A 23,760-nucleotide genomic window follows, 5' to 3' on the forward strand; every position below is an offset into this window, starting at 1 on the left:
TTACCTCAATGCGCCGGAAGCCTTCAGGGCCTCGGCCTTGTCTTCGTCGTACCACCAGAAATCGAGATAGCCGACCGAAAGCGGCGGCAGCTCGTCGGGCCGGCCGAACAGGTCGTAATAGGCCACCCAGGCCTCTGCAACATATCCCGAGGAAATCACGATGCGTTCCCAGCGCAGCGCCCGGTCGAGCACCTTCAGCGCGGTGACCTCTTCCTCACGGCTGTCGGCGTCGAGCGCCTTCTCGATGATCGCGTCGACCAGCGGGCTTTTCAGCGTGGCGGGGTTGTAGCTCGAGACCTCGGCGGTCTCGGAGCCGAACATCTGCTTGAGGCCGGTGCCGACCGACATGAAGCTGACGTAGCGGGTGAAGAGGACGTCATAGTCCTTGTCGAGGAAGCGCTGCTGGATCTGCGCGGTGTCGATCTTCTCGACCCGGGCGTCGACGCCCAGGGCCTGCAGGTTGCCGACATAGGTCGTGACCAGCGCCTCGACGGTGTCGCCGGTGGCCGAGGAGATCAGGAATTCCACCTCGAGCGGGTTGCCCTCGCCGTCGCGCAGCCGTCCGTCGTCGCCGACCTCGTAGCCCGCCTCGCGCAGGAGCCGGAGCGCCTGGCGCATGTTGCGCCGGTCGGTCGCAGAGGAGGGGTCCGAGGTATGCGGCACCACCGCCTCTTCGGTGTAGAGCTCGGGCGGCACCACGTCGCCCAGGGCCTCGAGAAAGGCCTTCTCGTCGGCGCCGGGCAGGCCCGAGGCCGCCATCTCTGTGCCCTGCAGGAAGCTCTCGCGCACCGAGGTCAGCCCGTATTGCAGCGATTCCCGCGTCCACTCGAAGTTGTACATCAGCCCCAGCGCCTGGCGGACAGTCTTGTCGTCGAAGGGCGCGCGCTGGGTGTTGTAGATGATGCCGGTGCTCTGCGGCGCGGTGCTGGTGGCGATCTCCTCGCGCTTGACGGTGCCTTCCTCGACCTTGGGGAAGTCGTAGCCGGTGGCCCAGCGCTTGGTGCTGCCCTCGGGGCGGAAGGTGTAGACGCCGGCCTTGAAGGCCTCGAAATCGGCGGAATCGTCGGCGAAATACTCGATCCGCACGCGGTCGAAGTTGTGCCGCCCGACGTTGATCGGCAGGTGCCAGCCCCAGTAGTCGGGGTTGCGCTCGTAGACCACGTAGCGGTTGATCTCGTAATCGCCGACCACATAGGGCCCCGAGGCCATGGGCGAGTTGAGGCTCGGCTTGTCGAGCCGCTCGCCGGTTTCCTCGTACCAGGCCTTGGAGAAGACCGGCGTGCCGCCGACCTGTTCGATCAGCGAGCGCCGCGAGATGCCGTCGACGAACTCGAAGCGGATGGTGTGGTCGTCGATCACCTCGACGCCGGCGATGCGTTCCTTCACTGCCCGCGCGTAGGAGCGGATGCCCTGTTCCAGGAAGAGGTTGTGGGTGAAGAGCGCGTCATGCGCGGTCACCGGCGTGCCGTTCGAGAAGCGCGCCTCGGGGCGCATGTGGAAGACGCACCATTCCTTGCCCTCGGGGTATTCCACCGCCTCGGCCAGGAGCCCGTAGGCATCGGTCAGCGAATCCGCCGGGGTCGGCGTGCCCCAGGGGCCGTCGCCGAACATGCTTTCGGCCACCACCGAGGAAAGGCCCTCGGGCCGGCCCTGGCTGGCCCAGCGGTTGAAGCCGTCGAAGGTGCCGAGGTCGCTGAGGATGATCTCGCCGCCGCGCGGGGCGTCGGGGTTCACATAGGAGAAATGCGGGAAGTCTTCGGGGTATTGCAGATCGCCGTAGAAGGAATAGCCGTGGCTGCGGATGACCTCGGAATGCGCCGCCGCGAAGCCCGGCCGCGGCAGGCCGCCGAGCCCCGTCGCGGCCGCCCCGCCAAAGAGGACCAGCGCCTCCCGGCGCGTCAGGCGGGTGTCGACGAAACGGGTCATGGGCCTCTCCCTTTGGTGATATGCGGGCGCCCGGCGGGCCCCTTATTCACGGTAAGGGCGCGCCGCGGGGACGTTCAAGTTTCTATTGCGTGAACCGCGTGTAATCGCCCTGTGAGGTTGGGGAGGGGGGCGTGGGTGCGGGACAGGTGGGCGGAGTTGGGGTGGGCCCCAATCTGTCGCCGCACCCCGAGCGGGCAGAGGGCGCGCGCCGGACCGGGGGCCGGCGCTGCTTAGCTCCGGGCTAGGCGCTTTATCCCAGCAAGGTCAGGGCTCGCGGCGATCTATGCGCTTCGCCCACAAGAGCGCCGGCCCAAGGGGCCGGTCCGGCGCGCGCCCGGCGCCTGCGGCGCTATTCGGGCGCAAGGGGTGGTGAGGGGAGGCAAGCGCGGCGCGGATTTTCGAAGCGGGAATTTGAGCGCATCTTTCAACTGCGCTGGCCTGAGGGGGCGGTCCGGGGTTCGCTCGGCGACTAAGGTGCTGTTCGGGCGCAGGGAGGCGAGGGGGGGGGCGAAGCTGCCACGGCCCTGCGCACCCCGCCCCCAAAGAAAAAGGCGCGGCACCCCGCCGGGTCCGCGCCTTTCCGATCCGTCGCAAAAGGCCCCTCGCCGGGACCCCCGCGCCTCAGCCGTCGGTCTGATCGAGGTAGGCGATCAGGTTCACCCGGTCCTCGGGGTCCGACAGGCCGCTGTAGGACATCGAGGTGCCCGGCGCCCAGCCGCGCGGGTTCTCGAGGAAGTTGAAGAGGTTCTCCGGGGTCCAGACGTCGCCCGCCTCGGAAAGCGCACCGGAGTAGTTGAAGCCTTCCGCCGACCCGATGTCGCGGTCGACCACGCCGTAAAGATAGGGGCCAACCGCGTTGGCGCCTTCCTCGAGCTGGTGGCAGGCGCGGCACTGGCTGAAGACGCGCTCGCCGGCGCCGGCGTCGGCGTTTTCCCAAAGCGAGGCGAAGTCCACCTCTTCTTCCTCTTCGGCGGCGCCGTCTTCCTCGGCAACCTCGATGGGGAAGCCGGTGGCGACCTGCTCGCCCTCTTCGCCGTGACCCTCTCCGTGTTCGGCGCTATGCGTCCCGCCGACGTGGAAGAGACTCTCGGCGGCCCAGCCGCCCAGCAGGAAGACAAGCAAAGCGCCGCAGAAGCCACCAATGATCTTGGTGAAGGTCATCGTGTCAAACATGGAGTCCGGTCCGTCGTGTCCTGAGTTTCAGCGGGTTCTATTGGTTCCAATTCGGAGAGGCAAGGTATACTCACCGCGACGAAACGCCCCCTCGAGAGACCAGTTCCAGAGACTTTTCATGGCCAGTCAGAAACGCATCGCCTTCCAGGGCGAACCCGGTGCCTATTCGCATGAAGCCTGCCGCAGCGCGCGGCCCGACCACGAGGCCCTGGCCTGCCGCACCTTCGAGGATGCGATCGAGGCGGTGAAGACCGGCCAGGCCGAGCTCGCAATGCTGCCGGTGGAGAACTCCACCTACGGCCGGGTGGCCGACATCCATTCGCTGCTGCCGGGCTCCGAGCTGAAGATCATCGGCGAGGCCTTCGTGCGGGTGCACATCAACCTTCTGGGCGTGCCGGGCACCACCATCGCCGACATCGCCGAGGCCCAGAGCCACACGGTGCTTCTGGGCCAGTGCCGCAACTTCCTGCGCGACAACGGCATCCGGCGGGTGACCGGCGCGGACACCGCGGGCTCGGCCCGGGCCATCGCCGAGGCCGGCGTGCGGTCGCGCGGTGCGCTGGCGGGCGAGCTGGCCGCCGAGATCTACGGGCTCGACGTCCTGGCCCGCCACATCGAGGACGAGGGCAACAACACCACCCGCTTCCTGGTGATGAGCCCCGAGGCCGACCTGACCCGGCGCGGCGACCACGGCATGCTGACCACCTTCGTCTTCCAGACCCGCAACATTCCCGCGGCGCTCTACAAGGCGATGGGGGGCTTTGCGACCAATGGCGTCAACATGACCAAGCTCGAGAGCTACATGGTCGGCGGCTCCTTCGAGGCGAGCCAGTTTTACGCCGACATCGAGGGCCACCCCGAGGATCCCGCCGTCGCCCGCGCACTCGAGGAGCTGGCCTATTTCACCGAGGAGCTGACCATCCTCGGCACCTATCCCCGCGACGCCCGGCGGCCCTGAGCCCGGGGCGCGGGCGTCCCGCAAGCGCCTCGCCCTGCAGCAGAATTGCCTTATCTCCCGGTGCAAAGCCTGTATGATCGCGCGACAGGCGGTCTTTGCAAGGAGGAGGCATGGACCCAGGCGGCTCCAAGCAGACGAGCGGCACGGGCCGGGGCCCGCGCGGCGCCCGGCGCTTTTGCGCGGGTGCGCGGCCTTTGCGGGAGGCGGCCCCATGCATGTGATCCACGCCCTCGCGGTCGGCAGCGGCATCCTCGGCATCGCGCCGATGCCCGGGGCCTCGGGCGATTACGCCGGTGATCTCGAGCATCTGAGGCACTGGCGCCCGGCGCTGGTCCTGTCGCTGGTGACCCGGCTCGAGCTTTACATGGCCGGGGCCGAGAGCTTCGGCGCCGACATGCAGCAGCGCGGCACCCGCTGGGACCAGATCGAGATCGAGGACGGCGGCGCGCCCGACACCGCCTTCGATACCCGCTGGGTCGCGGTCTCGGGGTTCGCGCGCAAGGCGCTCCTGGGCGGCGGCCGGGTGCTGGTGCATTGCCGCGCGGGCTGCGGGCGTTCGGGCATGGCGGCGCTGCGGCTGATGATCGAGATGGGCGAGGCCCCCGACGAGGCGCTGCCCCGCCTGCGCGCCGTGCGCCCCTGCGCCATCGAGACCGAGGCGCAGATGCGCTGGGCCCTGGCCGCGCGGCCCGAGCCGGTGCCGTTTCTGCGGCATAGTTGAGGAGGTGGGGGAGCGGGGGTGCGCGGAGTCGCGATGCGCGCGAAGGTTCTGAAAAAAATGGGTTTTGCGAGGAGGTGCTCTCTGCGCTTGCCATTGCGCCACAGCACGCTCTAACGGACCCGACAGGACCATCGCATCAAAACATCTGCGCTGAAGGGATAAGGTGAGAGGCTGAACGCGACCCAAGCGGGGCTCGTTACGGCTGCTTCCTTCCGGACCTGACCGGGTTGGCGAGGCGCCTGCCCGCGCCAACCTCTCAAGGCCGAAATAGGCGTCACCGCACGGATTCGCAACCCTCGGGGTGAGGTGAGAAGGGTGCGGAGGATGTTCCGCCGTTCGCAAAAGGCGCATGGCGAGCCCCGCGCATTGCAACGCAGCGGTGACGGCGCTCCTCGCGCAACGGACCAGTGAGGGCGCGCGCTGGACCGGGGGCCGGCGCTACTGACCTCCGAGCGAAGCGCTTTATCCCCACAAGGTCAGGACTAACGACGAACTAGGCACGCCACCCGCAAGAGCGCCGGCCCATCGGGCCGGTCCGGCGCGCGCCCGGCACCTTCGGTGCTATTCGGGCGCAAATCCTTCCCCCACACCCACACCCCAACCCACACCTTTGTCACAACCGCACCCGCCCCATCCCCCCATCCGCAGCGCCAACCCACTCCAACCCCTCCGCCTCCACGAAAGGCCGGGCGGCCGCGGGCACCGGAAACACCGCCGAGGCTCCGGGCAGCGGGGCGAAGGACCAGCCGCCCGAGGCGGAAAGCTCCGGGCCCAGCCGCCCGCGCTGGCGGATGAAATCGGCCAGGATGTCGCGCACCAGCGGCCCGCCCTCGAGCACCGGCGCGCCCGAAGGGAAGCCGTCCTCGGCCCCGGCGCGGAAGCTGTTGGTCACGAGATGCAGCCGCGCCTCCGGCGCGATGGGCGTCCCGCAGGGCAGGGCCAGCCCGCGGATCCTCTCCCCGGCGGGTGCCGAGAGGTCGATCGAAAACCGCAGCCCGTGGATCAGGTCGAAGTCGTAGCCCGCCGAGCCCGGCTCCAGGAGCGGCGCGTCGCGCGCCCCTGGCCCCAGCGAGCGGAAGACGGCCGCGGCGCGTTCGAGCCAGTCGCGGACCTCGGCGCCGCTCAACCGGCGCAGGCTCACCCGGTTGGCATAGGGATAAAGTTCATGCACGTGCCGCAGCGCGATCGGCCCGGCGGGCACATGGGTGAAGCCCTCGCCGCCCTCGGCCCCGCCGGCCTTGAAGGGGGCGGCCGCGGAGAGAAGCGGCAGCCCGCCGCCGCCGATCTCGGTGCGGGCATAGGCGGCCTGGGCCTCGGCGATGAGGGAGGTCGCCGCCAGCGGCCGGACCCGCGCGAGATAGGTCTGCAGCGCCACCGCGCTTTCGCCGATCACCTCGGAAAGCAGCGCCCGGGCGCGGGCATGGGCGGGGGCGGCGATGCGCGCCACGGGGCGGGCCTCGAAGCCCGGCGCGGCATCGGCGGGGCGCAGGTCCACCGCGCTGTCGGCCAGCCGCCAGCCGCCGCCCGGACGCGGCGCGAGGCGCAGGTCGATGACGCCCAGCTCGCGACCATGGGCGGCGGGAGCGACCAGCGGCGCGCGCCCGTCCGCGGCAGGGCGGGCGTGGCGCTCGTGGCGGTGCCCGGCGATCACCGCGTCGACCTCTGGGTGGCCCGCGACCAGGAGCGCGGCATCCTCGAGCCCCGGCCGCGGATGCATCGGCCCGAGCCCCGAGTGGCAGAGCGAGACCACGAGGTCCGCGCCCGCCCCGCGCAGGTAGGGCGCCCAGGCCTCGACCGTGGCGAGCAGGTCGCGGCCCTCGGCCCGGGCGACCGGATCCGCGGGGTCGCGCGCCGGCGTGCCGGGCGGCACCAGCCCAAGGACCCCGATGCGGATCGGCCGCACCTCGCCGGTCTCGAGCGTGAGGCTCCGGTCGAGCATCACCGCCGGAGGCAAGAGCGGTCGGTCGGCGAGCGGCCCGTCGCCCCGCGCCGCCACGAGGTTGGTCAGCACGAAGGGGAAGGGCGCGCTTCTGGCAATGGCCCGCAGGGTGTCGAGCCCGAAGTCGAAATCGTGATTGCCCGGCACCGCCGCGTCGAGCCCCAGCGCCCCCAGCGCCGCGGCCACCGGATGGGCCAGAAGCCCCTGCGCCTCGGCGCGCATCATGTCGCGGGCGAGGATCTCGCCCAGGGCGTCGCCCTGGTAGGTGTCGCCGTTGTCGAACAGAAGCGAGGCCGAGACCTCGCGCCGGGCCCGCGCGATGGTGCCCGCCAGGCAGGCCAGCCCGCTGCCCGGGCGCGGGCTGTCGCTGTCGTGATCATAGGGGAGGAGCCGCGCGTGCAGATCGGTGATGGCGAGAAGACGCAAGGAAGCCACACGGTCGGACTCGTGGAGGCTTTTGGCGCTTGCACCCGTCACGCCGGTCCCCTTGTGTGATCTGCGATGCAGGAGACTAGGGCGCGGCGTGGCAAAAATCAACCATAGGTTGCATATTGCGCTGGGCAAAATGCAACCCTGGGGCGTTGCGCCTTTGGCGCGGGAGGGGCGATGAGACATGCGGAAGAGGTGACCTTCGGCGGGGCCGGCTTCGACCGCGCCGCCGAGCTGCGCGGCGATCCCGAGGCGCAGGCGGCGCTGGCGCGGGATCCGGCGGCGCGGGCGACCCTGCTCTGGCGCGGCAAGGTGCTGATCTCGCAGGGAAACCCCGCGCGGCTGGTGCAGCTGCCCATGGACCATCCGATCTTGGCCGAGACCGGCGAGCGGATCTTCCTGGGCCGTGCGGGCGGCGCGCCGCGCTTCGCGCTGGAGCTTGCAGGCTGGGAGCCCGAGGGGCTCGACGAGGACGCGCTGCAGCGTTTCGCCGATCCCACCGAACAGGTGCATCCCGCCTGCCCCGAGGGCCGCTTCGTCGAGCTGCGCCGGGTGATGACCTGGCTCAGCCCCTTCGAGGCCGAACTGGCCGCCACCGCCAAGGCGGTCCTGGGCTGGCACGCCTCGCACCGCTTCTGTTCGCGCTGCGGCACCGAGAGCGCCCTGGCCGAGGCCGGTTGGCAGCGGCTCTGCCACGCCTGCGGCGGTCGGCATTTCCCGCGCACCGACCCGGTGGTCATCATGCTGGTGACCAAGGGGCCCTACACGCTTCTGGGGCGGTCGCCGGGCTGGCCCGAGGGCATGTATTCCTGCCTCGCGGGTTTTCTCGAACCCGGCGAGACGGTGGAGGCCGCGGTGCGCCGCGAGGTGCAGGAAGAGACCGGCGTCGCGGTCGGCCCGGTGCGCTACCTCGCGAGCCAGCCCTGGGCCTTTCCGAACTCGCTGATGATCGGCTGCCACGCCGAGGCGCGCTCGAGCGAGATCACCCTCGACCCCAACGAGATCGAGGCCGCGCAATGGGTCACCAAGGAGCGCATCCTGGCCACGCTCTCGGGCGAGGCGACGGGGCTCCTGCCGGCGCGGCGCGGGGCGATCGCGCATTTCATGCTGACGAACTGGCTTGCGGACAGGCTGGACTGAGACCAAGGCCGCCCGCCGCAGGGGTGGCGCAGAGACGGAGCAGACATGCAGTTTTCACGCACGGAAGACATCGAGGCGCCGCTCGACGCGGTCTTCGGGGCGCTGTCGGATTTCCCCGCCATCGAACGCCAGATCATGCGCCGCGGGGTCGAGATCACCCGCACCGACGGCGGCGGCGCGGCGGGCGAGGGCGCGAGCTGGCGCGCCGGCTTCCGCTACCGCGGCAAGGCGCGCGAGGCGGATGTGACGCTCAGCCGCCACGAGCCGCCGACGCTCATGGTCTTCGACGCGGTCTCTGGCGGGCTCGAGATCCGCACCATCGTGGAATGCGTGGCCCTGGCGCGGACCCGCACGCGGGTCAGCATCGATGCGCATCTCAGCGCCAAGACGCTTTCGGCGCGGCTGATCCTGCAGTCGATGAAGCTCGCCAAGGGGCGGCTCGACCGGAAGTTCAAGACCCGGGTGGCGCAGGCGGCCTCGGACCTCGAGGCGCGGCTGAAGCGGACGTGATGGGCCGGGTGATGGCGGCGCGGCGCTTCTGCGCTAGGCTCTTGCGTCATTTCAGTTGTGTCCGACCCCGGAGGTGCCGATGATCCGCCAGACCCTGACCGCGTTCTGCCTTGCGCTTGCCTCGGCCCTGCCCGTGGCCGCGCATGAGTTCTGGATCGACCCCGACCCCTGGCAGGTGCCCGCGGGCGGCGAGATCCGCGCCAGCATCCGCGTCGGTGAGGCTTTCGAGGGCCCCGGTTACGCCTATCTGCCGCCCAATATCACCCGCTTCGAGCTGGTCATGGGAGAGGAGGTCTACGAGGTGCCCGGCCGCCCCGGCGACCGCCCGGCGCTGCAGATGCCCGCCCCGGAGGAGGGTCTCGCGGTGATCGTGCATCAGACCCGCGACTACGATCTGACCTATGAGAACTTCCAGACCTTCGCCTCTTTTGTGGTCCACAAGGACGCGGATTGGGCGCTGTCGCGTTTCGTCGAGCGCGGGCTCGACCGCGGGAATATTCGCGAGCGCTACACCCGCTACGCCAAGTCGCTGGTCGCCGTCGGCTCCGGCGCGGGGGCGGACCGCGAGGTGGGGCTGCGGACCGAGATCGTGGCCGAGGCGAACCCCTATACCGACGACCTCTCCGAGGGCCTGCCGGTGCGGGTGCTCTACGAAGGCGCGCCGCGCGATGGCGCGCAGATCGAGCTGTTTGCGCGCGCGCCCGACGGCTCGGTCGAGGTGCAGTTCGTCGAGACCGACGCCGAGGGCCGCGCGGTCCTGCCGGTGCGCCCGGGCCACGCCTATCTCGCCGACGCAGTGGTGATCGGGGAGCTGGAGGTCTCGGCGCCCGAGGACCCGGCCTGGGAGAGCCTTTGGGCGTCGCTGACATTTCGTGTGCCGGGGTGAGAGTCGCTTGCGAGGGTGGCTGGTTTGGTGCGGAGGTGCGGCTGGTGTTGCCTGTGAGGTAGGGGCGATGGCCCGCTCATAGTCAGGGTTGAGCCCTCACGACGCTGGATCACTCTTTTGGCTGTCGCATCGCGCGCGCCTGCCGCCAGCCGCCCTCTACGGTAGCCATTGAACTTGGCCGCCAGGCAACGCCGGCGATCTTCCCGAAGCTCCGAAAAATCACGCCCCCTTGCACCCGAACAACACCGAAAGTGCCGGTCGCGGTTAACGAGGGGACAGCGGGTCCAGCCTCCGCACGCCGCCGGGCACCCTGTCATCTGATTCCAAGCGCCCCAATGCAGCCAGCGCCCCTTGCGACCGAATAGCATCGAAGATGCCGGGCGCGCGCCGGACCGGCCCCTTGGGCCGGCGCTCTTGTGAATGGTGCGCAAAGATCGCCGCTAGTCCTGACCTTGCTGGGATAAAGCGCGCAGCTCAGAGGTCGGCAGCGCCGGCCCCCGGTCCGGCGCGCGCCCTCTGTTGGGCTGGTTGAGAGGGGGGTGGGCGTCGTGATAGCAGGCTGTGCGGGGTGGTCAGCGTTGATCGGCGCTCTTCGATGGGGGGGTGCACCCGGGCGGCATGGGACGCCCGTTGGGAACAATGCAAGCCGTCGAGCTGACGCGCTCCTTAGGCTAGGCGAACTAGCCGGAACCACTGGTTGAAGCTAGGCGACCCAGCCGGACCCACCGGCGTAGGACCTCACGCCACTCAAGGACACTTCAGGCCAAGCGCCTCAACGGCATAAGCCACCCGATGGGAACAGTGTGGGCCGACGGACTGCTGCGCTCCGTCAGGCCAAGCCGCCCGAACGGACCCACCGGAACCGGGCCTCACGCCACCCGAGGGCTTACCTCGGCAAAGCGCCTCACCACCAATCACCTCACACCACCGCATCAATCCAGTCGAAGAAATCCGGCCCCGCCCGCTCCAAGAGTTCCCGGGCGAGGTCGCGGCCCATGGCGGCGCCCTCGGAGATCGGGCCTTCGCGGGTGCCGGAATGCGCCTCGGAGCCGTCGGGGCGCAGGACCTCTCCGGTCAGGTGCAGCCGGTCGCCGTCGAGCACCGCCAGCCCCGCGATCGGGGTCTCGCAGGAGCCGTCGAGCGCGGCCAGGAAGGCGCGTTCCGCGGCCAGTTGATCGGCGGTCTGGGGGTGGTGGATCGCGGCCAGCATCTCGGCCACCCGGGCATCGTCCTCGCGGCGCTCGATGCCGATGGCGCCCTGGGCGATGGCGGGCAGCATGTCGCCGACCTCGATCGGGTGCTGGGGCACCTCGGACATGCCGAGCCGGTTGAGCCCGGCGCGCGCCAGGAAGGTCGCCCGCGCCACCCCGTCGTCGAGCTTGCGCAGACGGGTCTGCAGGTTGCCGCGGAACTCCACCACCTCGAGATCGGGCCGGCGCACCAGGAGCTGGGCGCGGCGGCGCAGGCTCGAGGTGCCGACGGTGACGCCCTCGGGCAGCTCCGCGATCGAGGCGAACTCCGGCGAGATGAAGGCGTCGCGCGGATCCTCGCGCGGCAGGTAGGTGTCGAGCACCAGCCCCTCGGGCTGCAGCGTCGGCATGTCCTTCATCGAATGCACGGCGATGTCGATCTCGCCCAGCGTCAGCGCCTGTTCGATCTCGCGGGTGAAGAGCCCCTTGCCGCCGATCTCCTTCAGCGGGCGGTCGATGATCCGGTCGCCGGTGGTCTTGATCACCACCACCTGGAAGGCCTCGTGCGGCAGGTCGAAGGCCGCCGCCAGCCGGTCTCGGGTCTCGTTGGCCTGGGCCAGCGCCAGCGGCGAGCCGCGGGTGCCGATCTTCAGGGGCGCGTCGGGGGAGGGGAGTGGGCTGGTCATGGCCCCTGATTACGCGGGCCGATCCGGGGTGACAAGCGAACTTGACAGCGGTTTCCGGGCAAGGGACACGGGTTGGACCGCAGGACAAACAGGCAGGAGCGGAGATGACCAAGACGATCCTCAGGGCACTCGCGGGCGAAACCCAGGCGGTGCCGCCGATCTGGATGATGCGCCAGGCCGGCCGCTATCTGCCGGAGTACCGCGCCACGCGGGAACAGGCGGGCGACTTCCTGTCGCTCTGCTACAACCCCGAGCTGGCCGCCGAGGTCACGCTGCAGCCGATCCGCCGCTACGGCTTCGACGCGGCGATCCTTTTTGCCGACATCCTGCTGCTGCCCCAGGCGCTGGGGCTGGACCTGTGGTTCGTCAAAGGCGAGGGCCCGCGGCTCTCCACCGTGACCAGCGCCGAGGACTTCCGCGCGCTGAAGCCGGTGCATGCGATCGACGACACGCTGTCGCCGGTCTACGAGACGGTGAAGATCCTCTCGCGCGAGCTGCCCTCGGAGACCACCCTGATCGGCTTCGCCGGCGCGCCCTGGACCGTGGCGACCTATATGATCGCCGGGCGCGGCACCCCCGACCAGGGCCCGGCGCATGCGCTCAAGGACGAGAACCGCGAGGTCTTCGAGCAGCTCCTGGGCAAGATCACCGAGGGCACGATCGAATATCTCTCGCGCCAGATCGACGCGGGCGCCGAGGCGGTGAAGATCTTCGACAGCTGGGCGGGCTCGCTCAAGGGCGAAGATTTCGACCGCTACGCGGTGGAGCCCGCGCGGATCATCACCGAGGCCCTGAAGCGCCGCCACCCCGGGGTGCCGGTCATCGCCTTCCCGTGCCAGGCCGGGGAGAAATACGTGGGCTTCCACGCCGCGACCGGGGCCGACTGCGTGGCCGTGGACGACAGCGTGAGCGCGGCCTGGGTGGCCGAACACGTCCAGCCCGCGGGCTGCGTGCAGGGCAACCTCGCGTCGTCGCATATGGTCACCGGCGGCGAGGACCTGGTGCGCGAGACCCGCGCCATCGTCGAGGCGCTGCGCGGCGGGCCGCATATCTTCAACCTCGGTCACGGGATCACCCCCGACGCCGACCCCGAGAACGTGGCGCTGATGATCGAGACCGTGCGGTCGATGGGCTGAGGGGGCTTGGGCGGCCGGGGTTGGGCCGGGTCTCCCCTTGGTGCCGAGGACGCGTGAGCGGGTTTCCTGCCGCCTCGCGGCAGGCGAGGACCGGCCCCCCGCCGTGCGTATGACGCGGGCCGGCTCGTTTTAAAGTGCATCCCCTTGCGCCCGAATAGCACCGCAGGTGCCGGGCGCGCGCCGGACCGGCCCCTTGGGCCGGCGCTCTTGTGGGCGAAGCGCATATATCACCCCTAGCCCTGACCTTGCTGCCATAAAGCGCTTAGATCGGAGGGCAGCAGCGCCGACCCCCGGTCCGGCGCGCGCCCTCTGGTGTGCGGGGTGAGAGGGGGCTGGGGCCTTGTTGGGAAGGTTGCTCCTCTGCCCGGCAGGCAACGCCAGACGCTCTGGAAGCTTCGATTAGCAAGCGAAACGCCTCGCCCGTCACGCGTCCCGCGCTCAGCGTCCAAGGTGCCCCGAGCTCCAAGCCCCACAGCTCCGTGCCGCGCGCTCCAAGCGCCGCGACACCCCCCCCCGCGACGCCCCCCTGCGCATTCGCACATTGCCCCGAGGGCCCGGCATCCCTAGCTTGCGCGCACGAACAGACAGGCGGAGGCCGGCATGACCGCGATGGTCCAGATCGACGGGGTCGAAAAGACCTACAAGGGCGGGTTCCAGGCCCTCAAGGGCGTGAGCCTCGACATCCGCGAGGGCGAGATCCTCGCGCTTCTCGGTCCCAACGGCGCAGGCAAGACCACGCTGATCTCGGCGATCTGCGGCATCACCATGCCCACCGGCGGCAGCATCCACGTCGGCGGCCACGACGTCGTGCGCGCCTTCCGCAAGGCCCGGGCGATGATCGGACTGGTGCCGCAGGAACTGACGCTCGAACCCTTCGAGACGGTCTGGAACGCGGCGCGCTTCTCGCGCGGGCTCTTCGGCGCGGCGCCTGACGACGCCTACCTCGAGGACCTGCTGAAGCGGCTCTCGCTCTTCGACAAGAAGGACAACCAGATCCAGGAGCTCTCGGGCGGGATGAAGCGCCGGGTGCTGATCGCCAAGGCGCTGAGCCACGACCCCAAGGTGCTGTTCCTCGACGAGCCCACCGCCGGCGTCGACGTGGAGCTGCGCCGCGACATGTGGGAGATCGTCGCCGCTCTGAAGGAAACCGGCGTCACCATCATCCTCACCACCCATTACATCGAAGAGGCCGAGGCCATGGCCGACCGGATCGGGGTGATCTCCAAGGGCGAGCTCTTGCTGGTCGAGGAGACCGACGCGCTCATGGCCCGGCTCGGGCGCAAGGAGATGCGGATCTCGCTCAACGAGCCGCTCGGCGCGATCCCCGCAGACCTCTCGGACTACGACCTGCGGCTCGAGGACGAGGGCCAGGCGCTGATCTACAGCTACGACACCCGCGCCGAGCGCACCGGCATCGCCCGGATGATCGCCGCGCTGACCGAGGCCGGGGTCACCATCGCCGATGTCGAGACCAGCCAGAGCTCGCTCGAGGACATCTTCGTCGGCCTCGTGCACCAGCGCGACAACGCAGAAGGAGACGCGGCATGAACTGGTTGGCGGTCAAGGCGATCTACCGCGCCGAGATGGCGCGTTTCGTGCGCACCTTCCTGCAGTCGATCATCTCTCCGGTGATCTCGACCTCGCTCTATTTCGTGGTCTTCGGCGCCGCCATCGGCAGCCGCATCGACGAGGTCGAGGGCGTCTCCTACGGCGCCTTCATCGTGCCCGGGCTGATCATGCTGACGGTGATGACCCAGGCGCTGTCGAACGCCTCCTTCGGGATCTACTTCCCGAAGTTCATCGGCACGATCTACGAGCTGCTCTCGGCGCCGGTCAGCTTCCTCGAGGTGATCCTGGGCTACGTCGGCGCGGCGGCGACCAAGGCGCTCTTCATCGGGTTGATGATCCTGATCACCGCCTCGTTCTTCGTCGAGCTGCAGATCCAGAACTGGCCGGCGATGATCGCCTTCCTGCTTCTGACCTGCATCAGCTTCGCGCTCTTCGGCTTCATCATCGGGATCTGGGCGGGCAACTTCGAACAGCTGCAGCTGGTGCCGCTCCTGGTGGTGACGCCGCTCGTCTTCCTCGGCGGGTCGTTTTACTCGATCAACATGCTGCCCGAGGCCTGGCAGACGGTCGCGCTCTTCAACCCGGTGGTCTACCTGGTCTCGGGCTTCCGCTGGGCCTTCTTCGGCATGGCCGACGTGCCGGTGGGGGTGAGCCTCCTGGCGATCGGCGGCTTCACCCTGGCCTGCGTCTCGGCAGTCTGGTGGATCTTCAAGACCGGCTGGAAGATCCGCAGCTGAGGGGCTGAGACGCGCGGTGATGCGGCGAGGGGGCAGGCTTTTGGTCCCGGGCTGAGAGGCTCAGCGGCGCCTCGAAGCGCCGCGGGGAAATACTTCCGGCCCCCGACCGACGGGCCGAAACGCGCCCCGATGCGCCAAAAGGGCACGCTTTTGGCCTGAAACGGCTTGAAACCGACATGTCGCGGTCGCGGCCAAGACAGACGGGATGCCCAAAAAACATGCACTCTGCCCCCTGAGGTGACCTGCGTCAGGAGGTTGGGCGCATGGACGTATTCGAGCAGATGACCGGCGGGATCGCCGAAGCCTATCTTACCGCCCTGCCGGTGGTGGCCAATGCCGATTGCGCGCCGCTCGAGGGCGGCGAGGATCCGGCTTTCGGCACGGTCCGGTGGCGCACGCTCTTCTCGGCCGACCGCACGGCGACGGCGGGCATGACGCTGGGGGTGGCCGAGTTCGGCCCGGGCGGCACGCTTCTCGCCCATCGCCACGGCCCGGCGGAGTTCTACTTCGGGCTCGCGGGGCAGGGCGTCGTGACCATCGACGGCCGCGCCCATGAGATCACCCCCGGGGTGGCGATCTTCATCCCCGCCGAGGCCGAGCACGAGACCATCGCGGGCACCGAGGGCCTGCGGTTCCTCTACGGCTTCCCGAAGGACCGCTTCTCCGAGGTCGACTACCGCTTCCGGGGCTGAGGCCGGGGCGGACGGCATGGCGCGGCCTCTGGCCGGGGGCGCCCACTCACGCCCCCTCGACCCGCGCCGACACCTCGGACACCGCCCACCCGCGCAAAGCCGCTTTATCCTCGCCAAGGGCGGGAAAAGCGGCTAACGCGAAGGCATGCAGATCCTGCCCCTAGCCGAGGCACGCAGCCTTCCCATCTGGCGCCGCCCCGTGACATTGCTGTTCCTCATGGCCATCGCGATGCCGCTGAGCTTCGCGACCTGGTCGGCGCTGCTCAACAACTGGGTGATCGCCGCGGCGGAGTTCGACGGCTCGGACATCGGCTGGCTGCATACCGTCCGCGAGATCCCGGGCTTCCTCGCCGTGGGCGTGATCGCGGTGATCATCTTCATGCGCGAACAGGTGCTGGCACTGGTCTCGCTGGCGCTTTTGGGCGCGGCGACGGCGATCACCGCCTATTTCCCGACCATGGGCGGCATCCTGACGGTGACCATGCTGTCCTCGATCGGGTTCCACTACTACGAGACGGTGAACCAGTCGCTGCAGCTGCAATGGCTGCCCAAGGCCGAGGCGCCCCGGGTGCTGGGGCTCCTGGTGGCGGCGGCCTCGGCGGCGACGCTGGTGGCCTATGTGGCGATCGTCATGACCTGGCGGGCCTTCGAACTGTCCTATGCCTTCGTCTACATGGTCTCGGGCGGGCTGACGCTGGTCATCGTGGCCTATTGCTGGCTGGCCTTCCCGCAGTTCGAGGCCCCCAACCCGCAGGTCAAGAAGTTCATCCTGCGGCGGCGCTACTGGCTCTATTACGCGCTGCAGTTCATGTCCGGGGCGCGGCGGCAGATCTTCGTGGTCTTCGCGGGCTTCATGATGGTCGAGAAGTTCGGCTTCGAGGTGCACGAGGTCACGGCGCTCTTCCTGGTGAACCTGGTGGCGAACATGATCTTCGCGCCGCTGATGGGCCGGGCGGTGGGCCATTTCGGCGAGCGCAACGCGCTGGTCTTCGAATACGTCGGGCTGACGGTGGTCTTCCTGGCCTACGGCGGGCTCTACTGGTTCGGCTGGGGCGTGGTGCTGGCCGCCGTGCTCTACGTGGTGGACCATATCTTCTTCGCCCTGGCCCTGGCGCTGAAGACCTATTTCCAGAAGATTGCAGACCCCGGCGACATCGCGCCCACGGCGGCGGTGGCCTTCACGATCAACCATATCGCGGCGGTCTTCCTGCCGGCGCTCCTGGGGTATCTCTGGCTGGTCTCGCCCGAGGCGGTTTTCACGCTGGCCGCGGGCATGGCGGTGACCTCGCTGTGCCTGGCGCTCCTGATCCCGCGCCATCCCGAGCCGGGCAACGAGACGATCTTCGCCCGCGTGCTGCCCGCGCCGGCGGAGTGAGGCCGGGCGAGAGGCGGCGGGGCCAACCCCGGAGTGAGGCAGGGCGAGCGGCCGGGCCACCCCGGGAGTGAGGCAGGGCGAGCGGCTGGGCCACACCGGGAGTGAGGCAGGGCGAGTGGCCGGGCCAACCCCCACAGCGAGGCGGGCTTAAGGCGGCCGGGCCAACCCCCGCGCCGCCAGCCCCTCAGACCTCACCAGAAGCCGATCAGGATGCCCAGCATCGCCAGGCCCAGCAGCACCGCCCAGAGCCGGATGTTCTTCCAGAGCGGCGCGTCGTCCGAGAGCGCCTCGAAGGCCATGTCTGGCGACCAGGTGACCTCCGCGAGCTCGGGATCGGTGCGCGGCCGCCCGGCGCGGCTCGTGACGAAGAAGATCACGAAGGAGATCACCGTCATCAGGCCCACATTCGCGGTGTAATGCAGCGGCCAGACGCCGAACTGCGAGGCCACGAAGAACCCCACCGAGATCGCATGCCCTGCGGCCAGGGTGATCACCGCCGCATCCCCGGTGCCCGCCTTGCAGAGCGCGCCCAGCAGGAAGATCGCCACAATCGGCGGCACCAGGATCGAGAAGGCCTGCTGCAGGTAGTCCCAGAGCCCGCCCATGTCGTCGATGAAGGGCGCCCAGAGGATCGCGATCACCATCAGGATCAGCGTGGTGATCGTGCCGATGCGGCGCTGCTCGTCGGGCTCCTTGCCGCCGATGTCGAGGAAGTCGTGGCTGATCAGCGTCGAGGAGGAGTTCAGCGTCGAATCCACGCTCGACATGATCGCCGCGATCAGCCCGGCCAGCACCAGCCCGGTGAGGCCCGCGGGCAGGATCGTGGTGGTGATCGTCGGGAAGACCATGTCGGCGTTCTCGAGGTCGGGGATCACCGCCAGCGCCATGGCGCCCGGCAGCACCATGATGAACATCGGGATGATCTTCAGGAAGCCGCCGAGGATCGCGCCGCGCTGGGCCTCGCGCAGGTCGCGCGCGCCCAGCACGCGCTGCACGATGTACTGGTTGGTGACCCAGTACCAGAAGCCCAGGAGCGGCACGCCGAAGAACAGCCCGGTCCAGGGCAGCACCTCGTCGTCGCGCGGCTGCACCAGGCTCAGGTGGTCCTCCGAGGGGATCGCCTCGCGCACCTGCGCCCAGGAGAAGCCGAGGTCGGAGAACAGGAAGTAGGTCATCGCCGCGCAGCCGAAGATCAGCACCACGGCCTGAAGCACGTCGGTATAGACCACCGCCTTCAGCCCGCCCGAGGCGGTGTAGATGCCCGCGAAGAGCCCGATGCCGACGCAGGTGATCCAGATCGGCACCTCCGGGAAGAAGGTCTTCACCACCACCGCGCCCGCATAAAGGCCGCCGGCGGTGTCGACGATCACCGTCAGAAGGATTGTGACCGCCGAGAAATAGAGCCGCGCGCGCCTATCGAAGCGGCGTTCGAGCCATTCGGGGATGGTGGTCACCCGGCTCTTGAAGAAGAGCGGCGCGAAGACGAAGGCCAGGAGAATGAGCGGGATGCCCGCCATCCATTCGTAGGCCGAGGTGGCGATGCCGGTGGTATAGGCCGCCCCGGTCAGGCCGATCAGCGTGGTCGAGGAGATGTTCGAGGCAAAGAGCGAGAAGCCGACGATGCCCCAGGTCAGCGTCCGCCCGGCCAGGAAGAGGTCCTCGCCGCTCTTGGTGCCGCGCGAGACCCAGACGCCGATGCCGATGACCACCAGGAAATAGGCGCCGAGCACCCAGAGATCGAGCCCGGTGATCGCGGATTGGACGGCTTGCGGCGCTGTGCCTTCCATGGAAGAACCCCTGCTGAATGATCCATAATGGCGGGAACCGCAGAAAAGCTGACTTGTTCCCGCATCTTTTCGCTTGACCCCGCCCGAAAGGCTCCGCGATGCCCACCTTCACCGCATTCACCACGCTTGACGGCAAGGACCAGGGCGAAGCCCTGGGCGAGGCGCTGGAGGATCTCGACCCCGCGCCCACCGGCGTCGGCGTCTTCGAGATCGAGGACGGCTCGGGCCGCTGGGAGGTCGGCGGCTATTTCGAGGCGGCCCCGCCCGAGGTCGAGCTGGCGCTTCTGGCCGCCGCGCATGGGGCCCAGCCCTTCGTGGTCTCCGAGCTGCCCGAGACCGACTGGGTCGCCAAGGTGCGCCGCGAACTGGTGCCCGTCGCCGCCGGGCGCTTCTTCGTCTACGGCAGCCATGACGCCGACAAGGTGCCCGAGGATGCCGAGCCGCTCCTGATCGAGGCCGCCATGGCCTTCGGCACCGGCCATCACGGCACCACGCTGGGCTGTCTGCGCGCGCTCGACCGGCTGATCGAGGGCGGGGCGCGCAAGTCCCGGGTGATCGACGTGGGCTGCGGCACGGCGGTGCTGGCCATGGCCGCCGCGCGGATCTGGCCCGAGGAGGTGCTGGCCTCGGACATCGACGCGGTGGCGGTCGAAGTGGCCGAGGCCAACGTCCGGGCCAATGCGCTCGAGGGCCGGGTGCGCTGCATCGAGGCGACGGGCTTCGATCACCCCGAGATCGCTTCGGCCGCGCCCTACGACCTGGTCTTCGCCAATATCCTCATGGCGCCGCTGATCGACCTGGCCCCCTCCATGGCCGCCAGCACGGCTCAGGGCGGGCATGCGGTGCTCTCGGGCATCCTGGTGCACCAGGCCGACGAGGTGCAGGCCGTCTACGAGGGCGCGGGCTTCACGCTGGCGCACCGCGAGGAGATCGGCGACTGGGCGACGCTGACGCTGCGCCGGGGCTGAGGGCGGCGCTTGGCGCCTCGGCTCTAGGGCAGGGGCGTCTGGCGGTCCGTCAGGCCGGGCGCAGGCGGCAGCGACGGGCATCGCGCGGGCGCCAGATCCTGCCGTTGCTGATCCTTGACCCAGCGCTTCACCCCCGCGCGCGACCCGCGCGAGTGCCGCCTTGATCCCGCGAATATCCCGCAAATTGGCCGAAATTTCGCCCGATTGCCCGCCTAGCCTCGCTCCGATCACGAGTGGGGGCTTGTGACAGAAAGCGAGGGCGCCGATGGAATCTGCCCACAAAGCCTTTCTTCGCCGGCAGAAACAGGTCGAGCGCAAGCATCGCCGCCTGGCCGAAGGATATGTGACCCGCATGAACAGCAACGGGCTGTTCGAGCACAAGCCCGCGCGCCGGGGACGGCGCTGGCCCTTGAAGCTCGGGCTGTTCCTGATCGTTCTGGGGCTCGGCGCCAAGGTCGGGCTGGTCAGCGCGCTCGGGACCGAGGCCTATGCCGCCCATGTGGAGGCGCTGGAGACCGGCAATGCCACCGAACGCGCCGGGGCCTTCCTGATGCAGATCGATCCGCTGACCGCGCGGGCCGCGGAGATGCTCCAGACGGTGTTCTGAGCCGCCGGGGTCCTCGGGGCCGGGCCGGAACATCGCCGTCCGACCACGAGGCCGCCCCAGGGCGGCGCGCGGCGCGGGTCTTCCTCCTCTCAGATACAGAAAGGCCGCGCCCCCGGGAGAGGAGGGACGCGGCCTTTACGGGCTGTCGTGACAGCCCGAACTCTTGGCGGCCTGCCGGGAGGGCGGGCTCAGCGGCCCCGGCGGGCGACGCGCTCGATGTCGAAGCGGGTCAGGCCCACGTCGTCGAGCTCGCGGTCCGTCAGCGCCGAGAGCGCCTTGCGGGTGGCGCGGGTCTCGTTCCAGTCGGATGCGGCGCGCGAGGCGACGACGAAAAGGGAACCGATGCGGCCGGCCAGATTGGCAGGCCCGAGGAGCGGGTTGTGCGTGTCGATAAGTGCCATGATCGGACCTGTGAATTGCGCGTTGGTGATGCGTTCGCAGCCGGCATTTATGGACGCGCAAATGACTGCACAAGCTGCGAAAATTGCATAGCACGCATGATATTTGTGCAGAGGAAAAACGCCGCTTTCGGCGCCTGTTAGGTCGCTTTCCGGCGCCGGTCAACACGGCGCCGTGACCCCGTGTCGCCGCTGCCGCGCAAAGCGTCGGATTCCGCCTCCGCCCGCAAACTGCCTTGGCGAATGTTCGCCTTTCGTGCTATCGGCAGGAAAACGACAAACGGGGCAGTTTTGGTCAGAGTTCTGGGAATCGATCCGGGGTTGCGCAATCTCGGCTGGGGCGTGATCGACGCCGAGGGCGGGCGTCTGCGCCATGTCGCCAATGGCACCTGCCACACATCCTCGGGTGAACTGGCGCCGCGGCTCTTGTCGCTCTACCACCAGCTTTCCGAGGTCGTGGCCCGCTACGCCCCCGAGGTGGCGGCGGTGGAACAGACCTTCGTGAACAAGGACGGCGTGGCGACGCTGAAGCTGGGTCAGGCCCGCGCCATCGCGCTCCTGGTGCCCGCGCAGGCGGGGCTCGAGGTCGGCGAATACGCCCCGAACAAGGTCAAGAAGACCGTGGTCGGTGTCGGCCACGCGCAGAAACAGCAGGTCGACCACATGGTGCGGATGCAGCTCCCGGGCGTCGAGATCACCTCGCCCGATGCCGCCGACGCCCTGGCGATCGCCATCTGCCACGCGCATTACAACCGCGCGCCCCGGCTCAAGACGGTGGGAGGTGCCGCATGATCGGGCGCATCGCGGGACGCATCGAATACAAGGCCGATGATCACGTGCTGATCGACGTGCGCGGCGTGGGCTACGTGGTCTTCTGCTCCGACCGGGTGCTGGCCGGGCTCGGCGGGCCGGGCGAGGCGGCGGCGCTGTTCACCGACCTCCTGGTCCGCGAGGACATCCTGCAGCTCTTCGGCTTCCCGAGCCTGGTCGAGAAGGAATGGCACCGGCTCCTGATGAGCGTGCAGGGGGTGGGCGCCAAGGCCTCGCTGGCGATCCTCGGGGCGCTCGGCCCCGACGGGGTGAGCCGCGCCATCGCGCTGGGCGACTGGACGGCGATCAAGGCGGCCAAGGGAATCGGCCCCAAGACCGCGCAGCGGGTGGTCAACGAGTTGAAGGACAAGGCCCCGGTGGTCATGGCCATGGGCGCCGCGGCGGGCGCCGGCGGATCGGGCGCTTCGCCCGGACCCGAGGTGCTCGAGGATCTGCTCGGCGAGGCGCCCGCGCCCCGGCCCGCCCCGCCGCCGGCTGCCGCCGATGCTGGCCGCACCGCCCAGGCCGAGGCGCTCTCGGCGCTGGCCAACCTGGGCTACGGCCCGGGCGAGGCGGCCTCCGCCGTGGCCGAGGCCGCCCATGCCGACCCCGAGGCCGGGACCAGCGGGCTGATCCGCGCCGCGCTGAAGCTCCTGGCGCCGAAGTGAGCACATGACCGAGCCCGACCCTCTCCTGCGCGCCGAGACCACGCCCGAGGATCGCGACCGCGCGCTGCGGCCGCAGATGCTTGAGGATTTCGTCGGCCAGGCCGAGGCCCGCGCCAACCTGCGGGTCTTCCTGCAATCCGCCCGCACCCGCGGCGAGGCCATGGACCACACGCTGTTCCACGGCCCGCCGGGCCTCGGCAAGACGACGCTGGCGCAGATCATGGCCCGCGAGCTGGGGGTGAACTTCCGCATGACCTCGGGGCCGGTCCTGGCCAAGGCCGGGGACCTCGCGGCGATCCTGACCAACCTCGAGGCGCGCGACGTGCTGTTCATCGACGAGATCCACCGGCTGAACCCGGTCGTCGAAGAGGTGCTCTACCCGGCGATGGAGGACTACGAGCTCGACCTGGTGATCGGCGAGGGCCCGGCGGCGCGCACCGTGCGGATCGAGTTGCAGCCCTTCACGCTGGTCGGCGCGACGACGCGGCTGGGGCTTCTGACCACGCCGCTGCGCGACCGGTTCGGCATCCCGACGCGGCTGCAGTTCTACAGCGTCGAGGAGCTCGACGTGATCGTCAGCCGCAACGCCTCGAAGCTTGGCGTCGCCGCCGATGCCGAGGGCGCCCGCGAGATCGCCCGCCGCGCCCGCGGCACGCCGCGGATCGCCGGCCGGCTCCTGCGCCGGGTGGTGGATTTCGCCGTGGTCGAGGGCGACGGAAGGATCACCCGGGAGCTGGCCGACAACGCGCTGACCCGGCTCGGGGTGGACGGGCTGGGGCTCGACGGCGCGGACCGGCGGTACCTGCGGCTGATCGCCGAGAACTACGCCGGCGGGCCGGTGGGCATCGAGACCATCGCCGCGGCGCTCTCCGAGGCGCGGGACGCGCTCGAGGAGGTGATCGAGCCTTACCTTCTGCAGCAGGGCCTGATCGCCCGCACCCCGCGCGGGAGGATGCTGGCCGGCAAAGGCTGGGCGCACCTCGGCCTGCCCGCGCCAAAGGCGCCGGGGCAGGGGCAGTTGTTCGAGTAGGGGCGGGGGTGCTCTGGGGGCAGCTTCAGCTGCCGGACCGCAGGCCCCACGGCAACCGAACAGCAACGGCCCCTTGGCGCAACGGAGCAACGAGGGACCACCCCTCGCGTAACGCAGCAGCCAGATCCCCTCCCGCAACGCCACGCAGCAGCGAAGGTGTTACCAGCGCAACGGAGCAGTAAGGGCCGCATGGCGCAATGCCCCAGCGAAGGGCCCCTTCGCGCACCGCAGCAGCCAGAACGCCCTCAGGCAATGCCACGCAGCGGCGAAGGTGCTCCTGGCACAACGGACCAGCGAGGGCGCGCGCCGGACCGGGGGCCGGCGCTGCCGACCTCTGAGCAAGGCGCTTTATCCCAGCAAGGTCAGGACTAGGGCAGAGCTATGCGCGCCACCCACAAGAGCGCCGGCCCAAGGGGCCGGTCCGG

Annotated in this window: 21 protein-coding genes and 1 other RNA gene; 15 read left to right on the forward strand and 7 right to left on the reverse strand. The window is 69.6% G+C overall.

Annotated features, from left to right (window positions below; translation table 11 throughout):
- On the reverse strand, positions 1-1,926 hold the full coding sequence (locus ACX938_RS15160; RefSeq protein ID WP_459431684.1) for an extracellular solute-binding protein: 1,926 nt from the start codon (positions 1,924-1,926) through the stop codon (positions 1-3).
- 621 nt (positions 1,927-2,547) lie between these two features.
- Positions 2,548-3,099, reverse strand: coding sequence for a c-type cytochrome (locus ACX938_RS15165; protein ID WP_459431685.1), 552 nt, complete (start codon positions 3,097-3,099; stop codon positions 2,548-2,550).
- A gap of 118 nt (positions 3,100-3,217) precedes the next feature.
- On the opposite strand from ACX938_RS15165, the gene ACX938_RS15170 reads away from it, so the two are divergent.
- Together ACX938_RS15170 and ACX938_RS15175 are read left to right on the forward strand one after the other, a co-directional pair.
- Positions 3,218-4,057: a prephenate dehydratase gene (locus ACX938_RS15170; RefSeq protein ID WP_232755276.1), complete on the forward strand. Its 840-nt coding sequence runs from the start codon at positions 3,218-3,220 to the stop codon at positions 4,055-4,057.
- 211 nt (positions 4,058-4,268) lie between these two features.
- The gene (locus ACX938_RS15175) at positions 4,269-4,778 is read left to right on the forward strand and encodes a protein-tyrosine phosphatase family protein (protein ID WP_232755275.1); all 510 of its coding nucleotides are present in this window, start codon (positions 4,269-4,271) and stop codon (positions 4,776-4,778) included.
- A 161-nt stretch (positions 4,779-4,939) separates the two neighbouring features.
- Here ACX938_RS15175 and ffs read toward each other — a convergent pair.
- Together ffs and ACX938_RS15185 are read right to left on the reverse strand one after the other, a co-directional pair.
- Positions 4,940-5,037: signal recognition particle sRNA small type (gene ffs / locus ACX938_RS15180), an RNA gene on the reverse strand.
- A gap of 354 nt (positions 5,038-5,391) precedes the next feature.
- A complete protein-coding gene (locus ACX938_RS15185) occupies positions 5,392-7,143 on the reverse strand; it encodes a bifunctional metallophosphatase/5'-nucleotidase (protein ID WP_459431686.1) in 1,752 nt (583 codons plus the stop codon).
- A 180-nt stretch (positions 7,144-7,323) separates the two neighbouring features.
- Here ACX938_RS15185 and nudC point away from each other — a divergent pair, with 180 nt between their 5' ends.
- The 3 genes from nudC (at position 7,324) to ACX938_RS15200 (ending at position 9,682) form a co-directional block, all read left to right on the forward strand.
- Positions 7,324-8,286, forward strand: a complete 963-nt coding sequence (gene nudC / locus ACX938_RS15190) for an NAD(+) diphosphatase (protein WP_459431687.1) — start codon at positions 7,324-7,326, stop codon at positions 8,284-8,286.
- A gap of 45 nt (positions 8,287-8,331) precedes the next feature.
- Positions 8,332-8,796 carry an SRPBCC family protein gene (locus tag ACX938_RS15195; RefSeq protein ID WP_232755272.1) on the forward strand — a complete coding sequence of 155 codons (465 nt, stop codon included), beginning with the start codon at positions 8,332-8,334 and terminating at the stop codon, positions 8,794-8,796.
- A 79-nt stretch (positions 8,797-8,875) separates the two neighbouring features.
- Entirely contained in the window at positions 8,876-9,682 is an 807-nt protein-coding gene (locus ACX938_RS15200) for a DUF4198 domain-containing protein (protein ID WP_459431688.1), read from the forward strand.
- Between the two features lie 919 nt (positions 9,683-10,601).
- Here ACX938_RS15200 and hemC read toward each other — a convergent pair.
- Complete coding sequence (gene hemC, locus ACX938_RS15205; RefSeq protein WP_459431689.1) at positions 10,602-11,558, reverse strand: hydroxymethylbilane synthase; 957 nt, start codon at positions 11,556-11,558, stop codon at positions 10,602-10,604.
- Between the two features lie 104 nt (positions 11,559-11,662).
- Between hemC and hemE the strand changes: the two genes are divergently transcribed.
- The 5 genes from hemE to ACX938_RS15230 all read left to right on the forward strand — a co-directional run bounded on the left by hemE (position 11,663) and on the right by ACX938_RS15230 (position 17,067).
- Entirely contained in the window at positions 11,663-12,694 is a 1,032-nt protein-coding gene (gene hemE / locus ACX938_RS15210) for a uroporphyrinogen decarboxylase (protein WP_459431690.1), read from the forward strand.
- A gap of 600 nt (positions 12,695-13,294) precedes the next feature.
- Positions 13,295-14,242, forward strand: coding sequence for an ABC transporter ATP-binding protein (locus ACX938_RS15215; RefSeq protein ID WP_232755268.1), 948 nt, complete (start codon positions 13,295-13,297; stop codon positions 14,240-14,242).
- Positions 14,239-15,000, forward strand: coding sequence for an ABC transporter permease (locus ACX938_RS15220; protein ID WP_232755267.1), 762 nt, complete (start codon positions 14,239-14,241; stop codon positions 14,998-15,000). Before ACX938_RS15215 ends, ACX938_RS15220 begins: the two co-directional genes overlap by 4 nt.
- Before the next feature lie 263 nt (positions 15,001-15,263).
- Positions 15,264-15,692 carry a cupin domain-containing protein gene (locus ACX938_RS15225; protein ID WP_232755266.1) on the forward strand — a complete coding sequence of 143 codons (429 nt, stop codon included), beginning with the start codon at positions 15,264-15,266 and terminating at the stop codon, positions 15,690-15,692.
- A gap of 145 nt (positions 15,693-15,837) precedes the next feature.
- Complete coding sequence (locus ACX938_RS15230; RefSeq protein ID WP_459431691.1) at positions 15,838-17,067, forward strand: MFS transporter; 1,230 nt, start codon at positions 15,838-15,840, stop codon at positions 17,065-17,067.
- Between the two features lie 191 nt (positions 17,068-17,258).
- Here the strand turns inward: ACX938_RS15230 and ACX938_RS15235 are convergent, their stop codons facing one another.
- Entirely contained in the window at positions 17,259-18,854 is a 1,596-nt protein-coding gene (locus ACX938_RS15235) for a sodium:solute symporter (RefSeq protein ID WP_459431692.1), read from the reverse strand.
- 98 nt (positions 18,855-18,952) lie between these two features.
- Between ACX938_RS15235 and ACX938_RS15240 the strand changes: the two genes are divergently transcribed.
- Both ACX938_RS15240 and ACX938_RS15245 read left to right on the forward strand, forming a co-directional pair.
- Positions 18,953-19,822 carry a 50S ribosomal protein L11 methyltransferase gene (locus tag ACX938_RS15240; RefSeq protein WP_459431693.1) on the forward strand — a complete coding sequence of 290 codons (870 nt, stop codon included), beginning with the start codon at positions 18,953-18,955 and terminating at the stop codon, positions 19,820-19,822.
- 265 nt (positions 19,823-20,087) lie between these two features.
- Positions 20,088-20,429, forward strand: a complete 342-nt coding sequence (locus ACX938_RS15245) for a hypothetical protein (RefSeq protein ID WP_232755262.1) — start codon at positions 20,088-20,090, stop codon at positions 20,427-20,429.
- A gap of 188 nt (positions 20,430-20,617) precedes the next feature.
- Here the strand turns inward: ACX938_RS15245 and ACX938_RS15250 are convergent, their stop codons facing one another.
- Complete coding sequence (locus tag ACX938_RS15250; protein WP_232755261.1) at positions 20,618-20,830, reverse strand: DUF1127 domain-containing protein; 213 nt, start codon at positions 20,828-20,830, stop codon at positions 20,618-20,620.
- Positions 20,831-21,070: 240 nt separating this feature from the next.
- Between ACX938_RS15250 and ruvC the strand changes: the two genes are divergently transcribed.
- Genes ruvC through ruvB form a run of 3 tightly spaced genes read left to right on the forward strand, consistent with a single transcriptional unit; the run spans position 21,071 to position 23,335 of the window.
- The gene (gene ruvC / locus ACX938_RS15255; protein WP_459431694.1) at positions 21,071-21,619 is read left to right on the forward strand and encodes a crossover junction endodeoxyribonuclease RuvC; all 549 of its coding nucleotides are present in this window, start codon (positions 21,071-21,073) and stop codon (positions 21,617-21,619) included.
- Entirely contained in the window at positions 21,616-22,305 is a 690-nt protein-coding gene (ruvA, locus tag ACX938_RS15260; protein ID WP_459431695.1) for a Holliday junction branch migration protein RuvA, read from the forward strand. The genes ruvC and ruvA overlap by 4 nt, the downstream gene beginning before the upstream one ends.
- Positions 22,306-22,309: 4 nt before the next feature.
- The gene (gene ruvB / locus ACX938_RS15265) at positions 22,310-23,335 is read left to right on the forward strand and encodes a Holliday junction branch migration DNA helicase RuvB (protein ID WP_459431696.1); all 1,026 of its coding nucleotides are present in this window, start codon (positions 22,310-22,312) and stop codon (positions 23,333-23,335) included.
- Positions 23,336-23,760 lie beyond the last annotated feature (425 nt).

It is taken from the genome of Roseivivax sp., assembly GCF_054552075.1.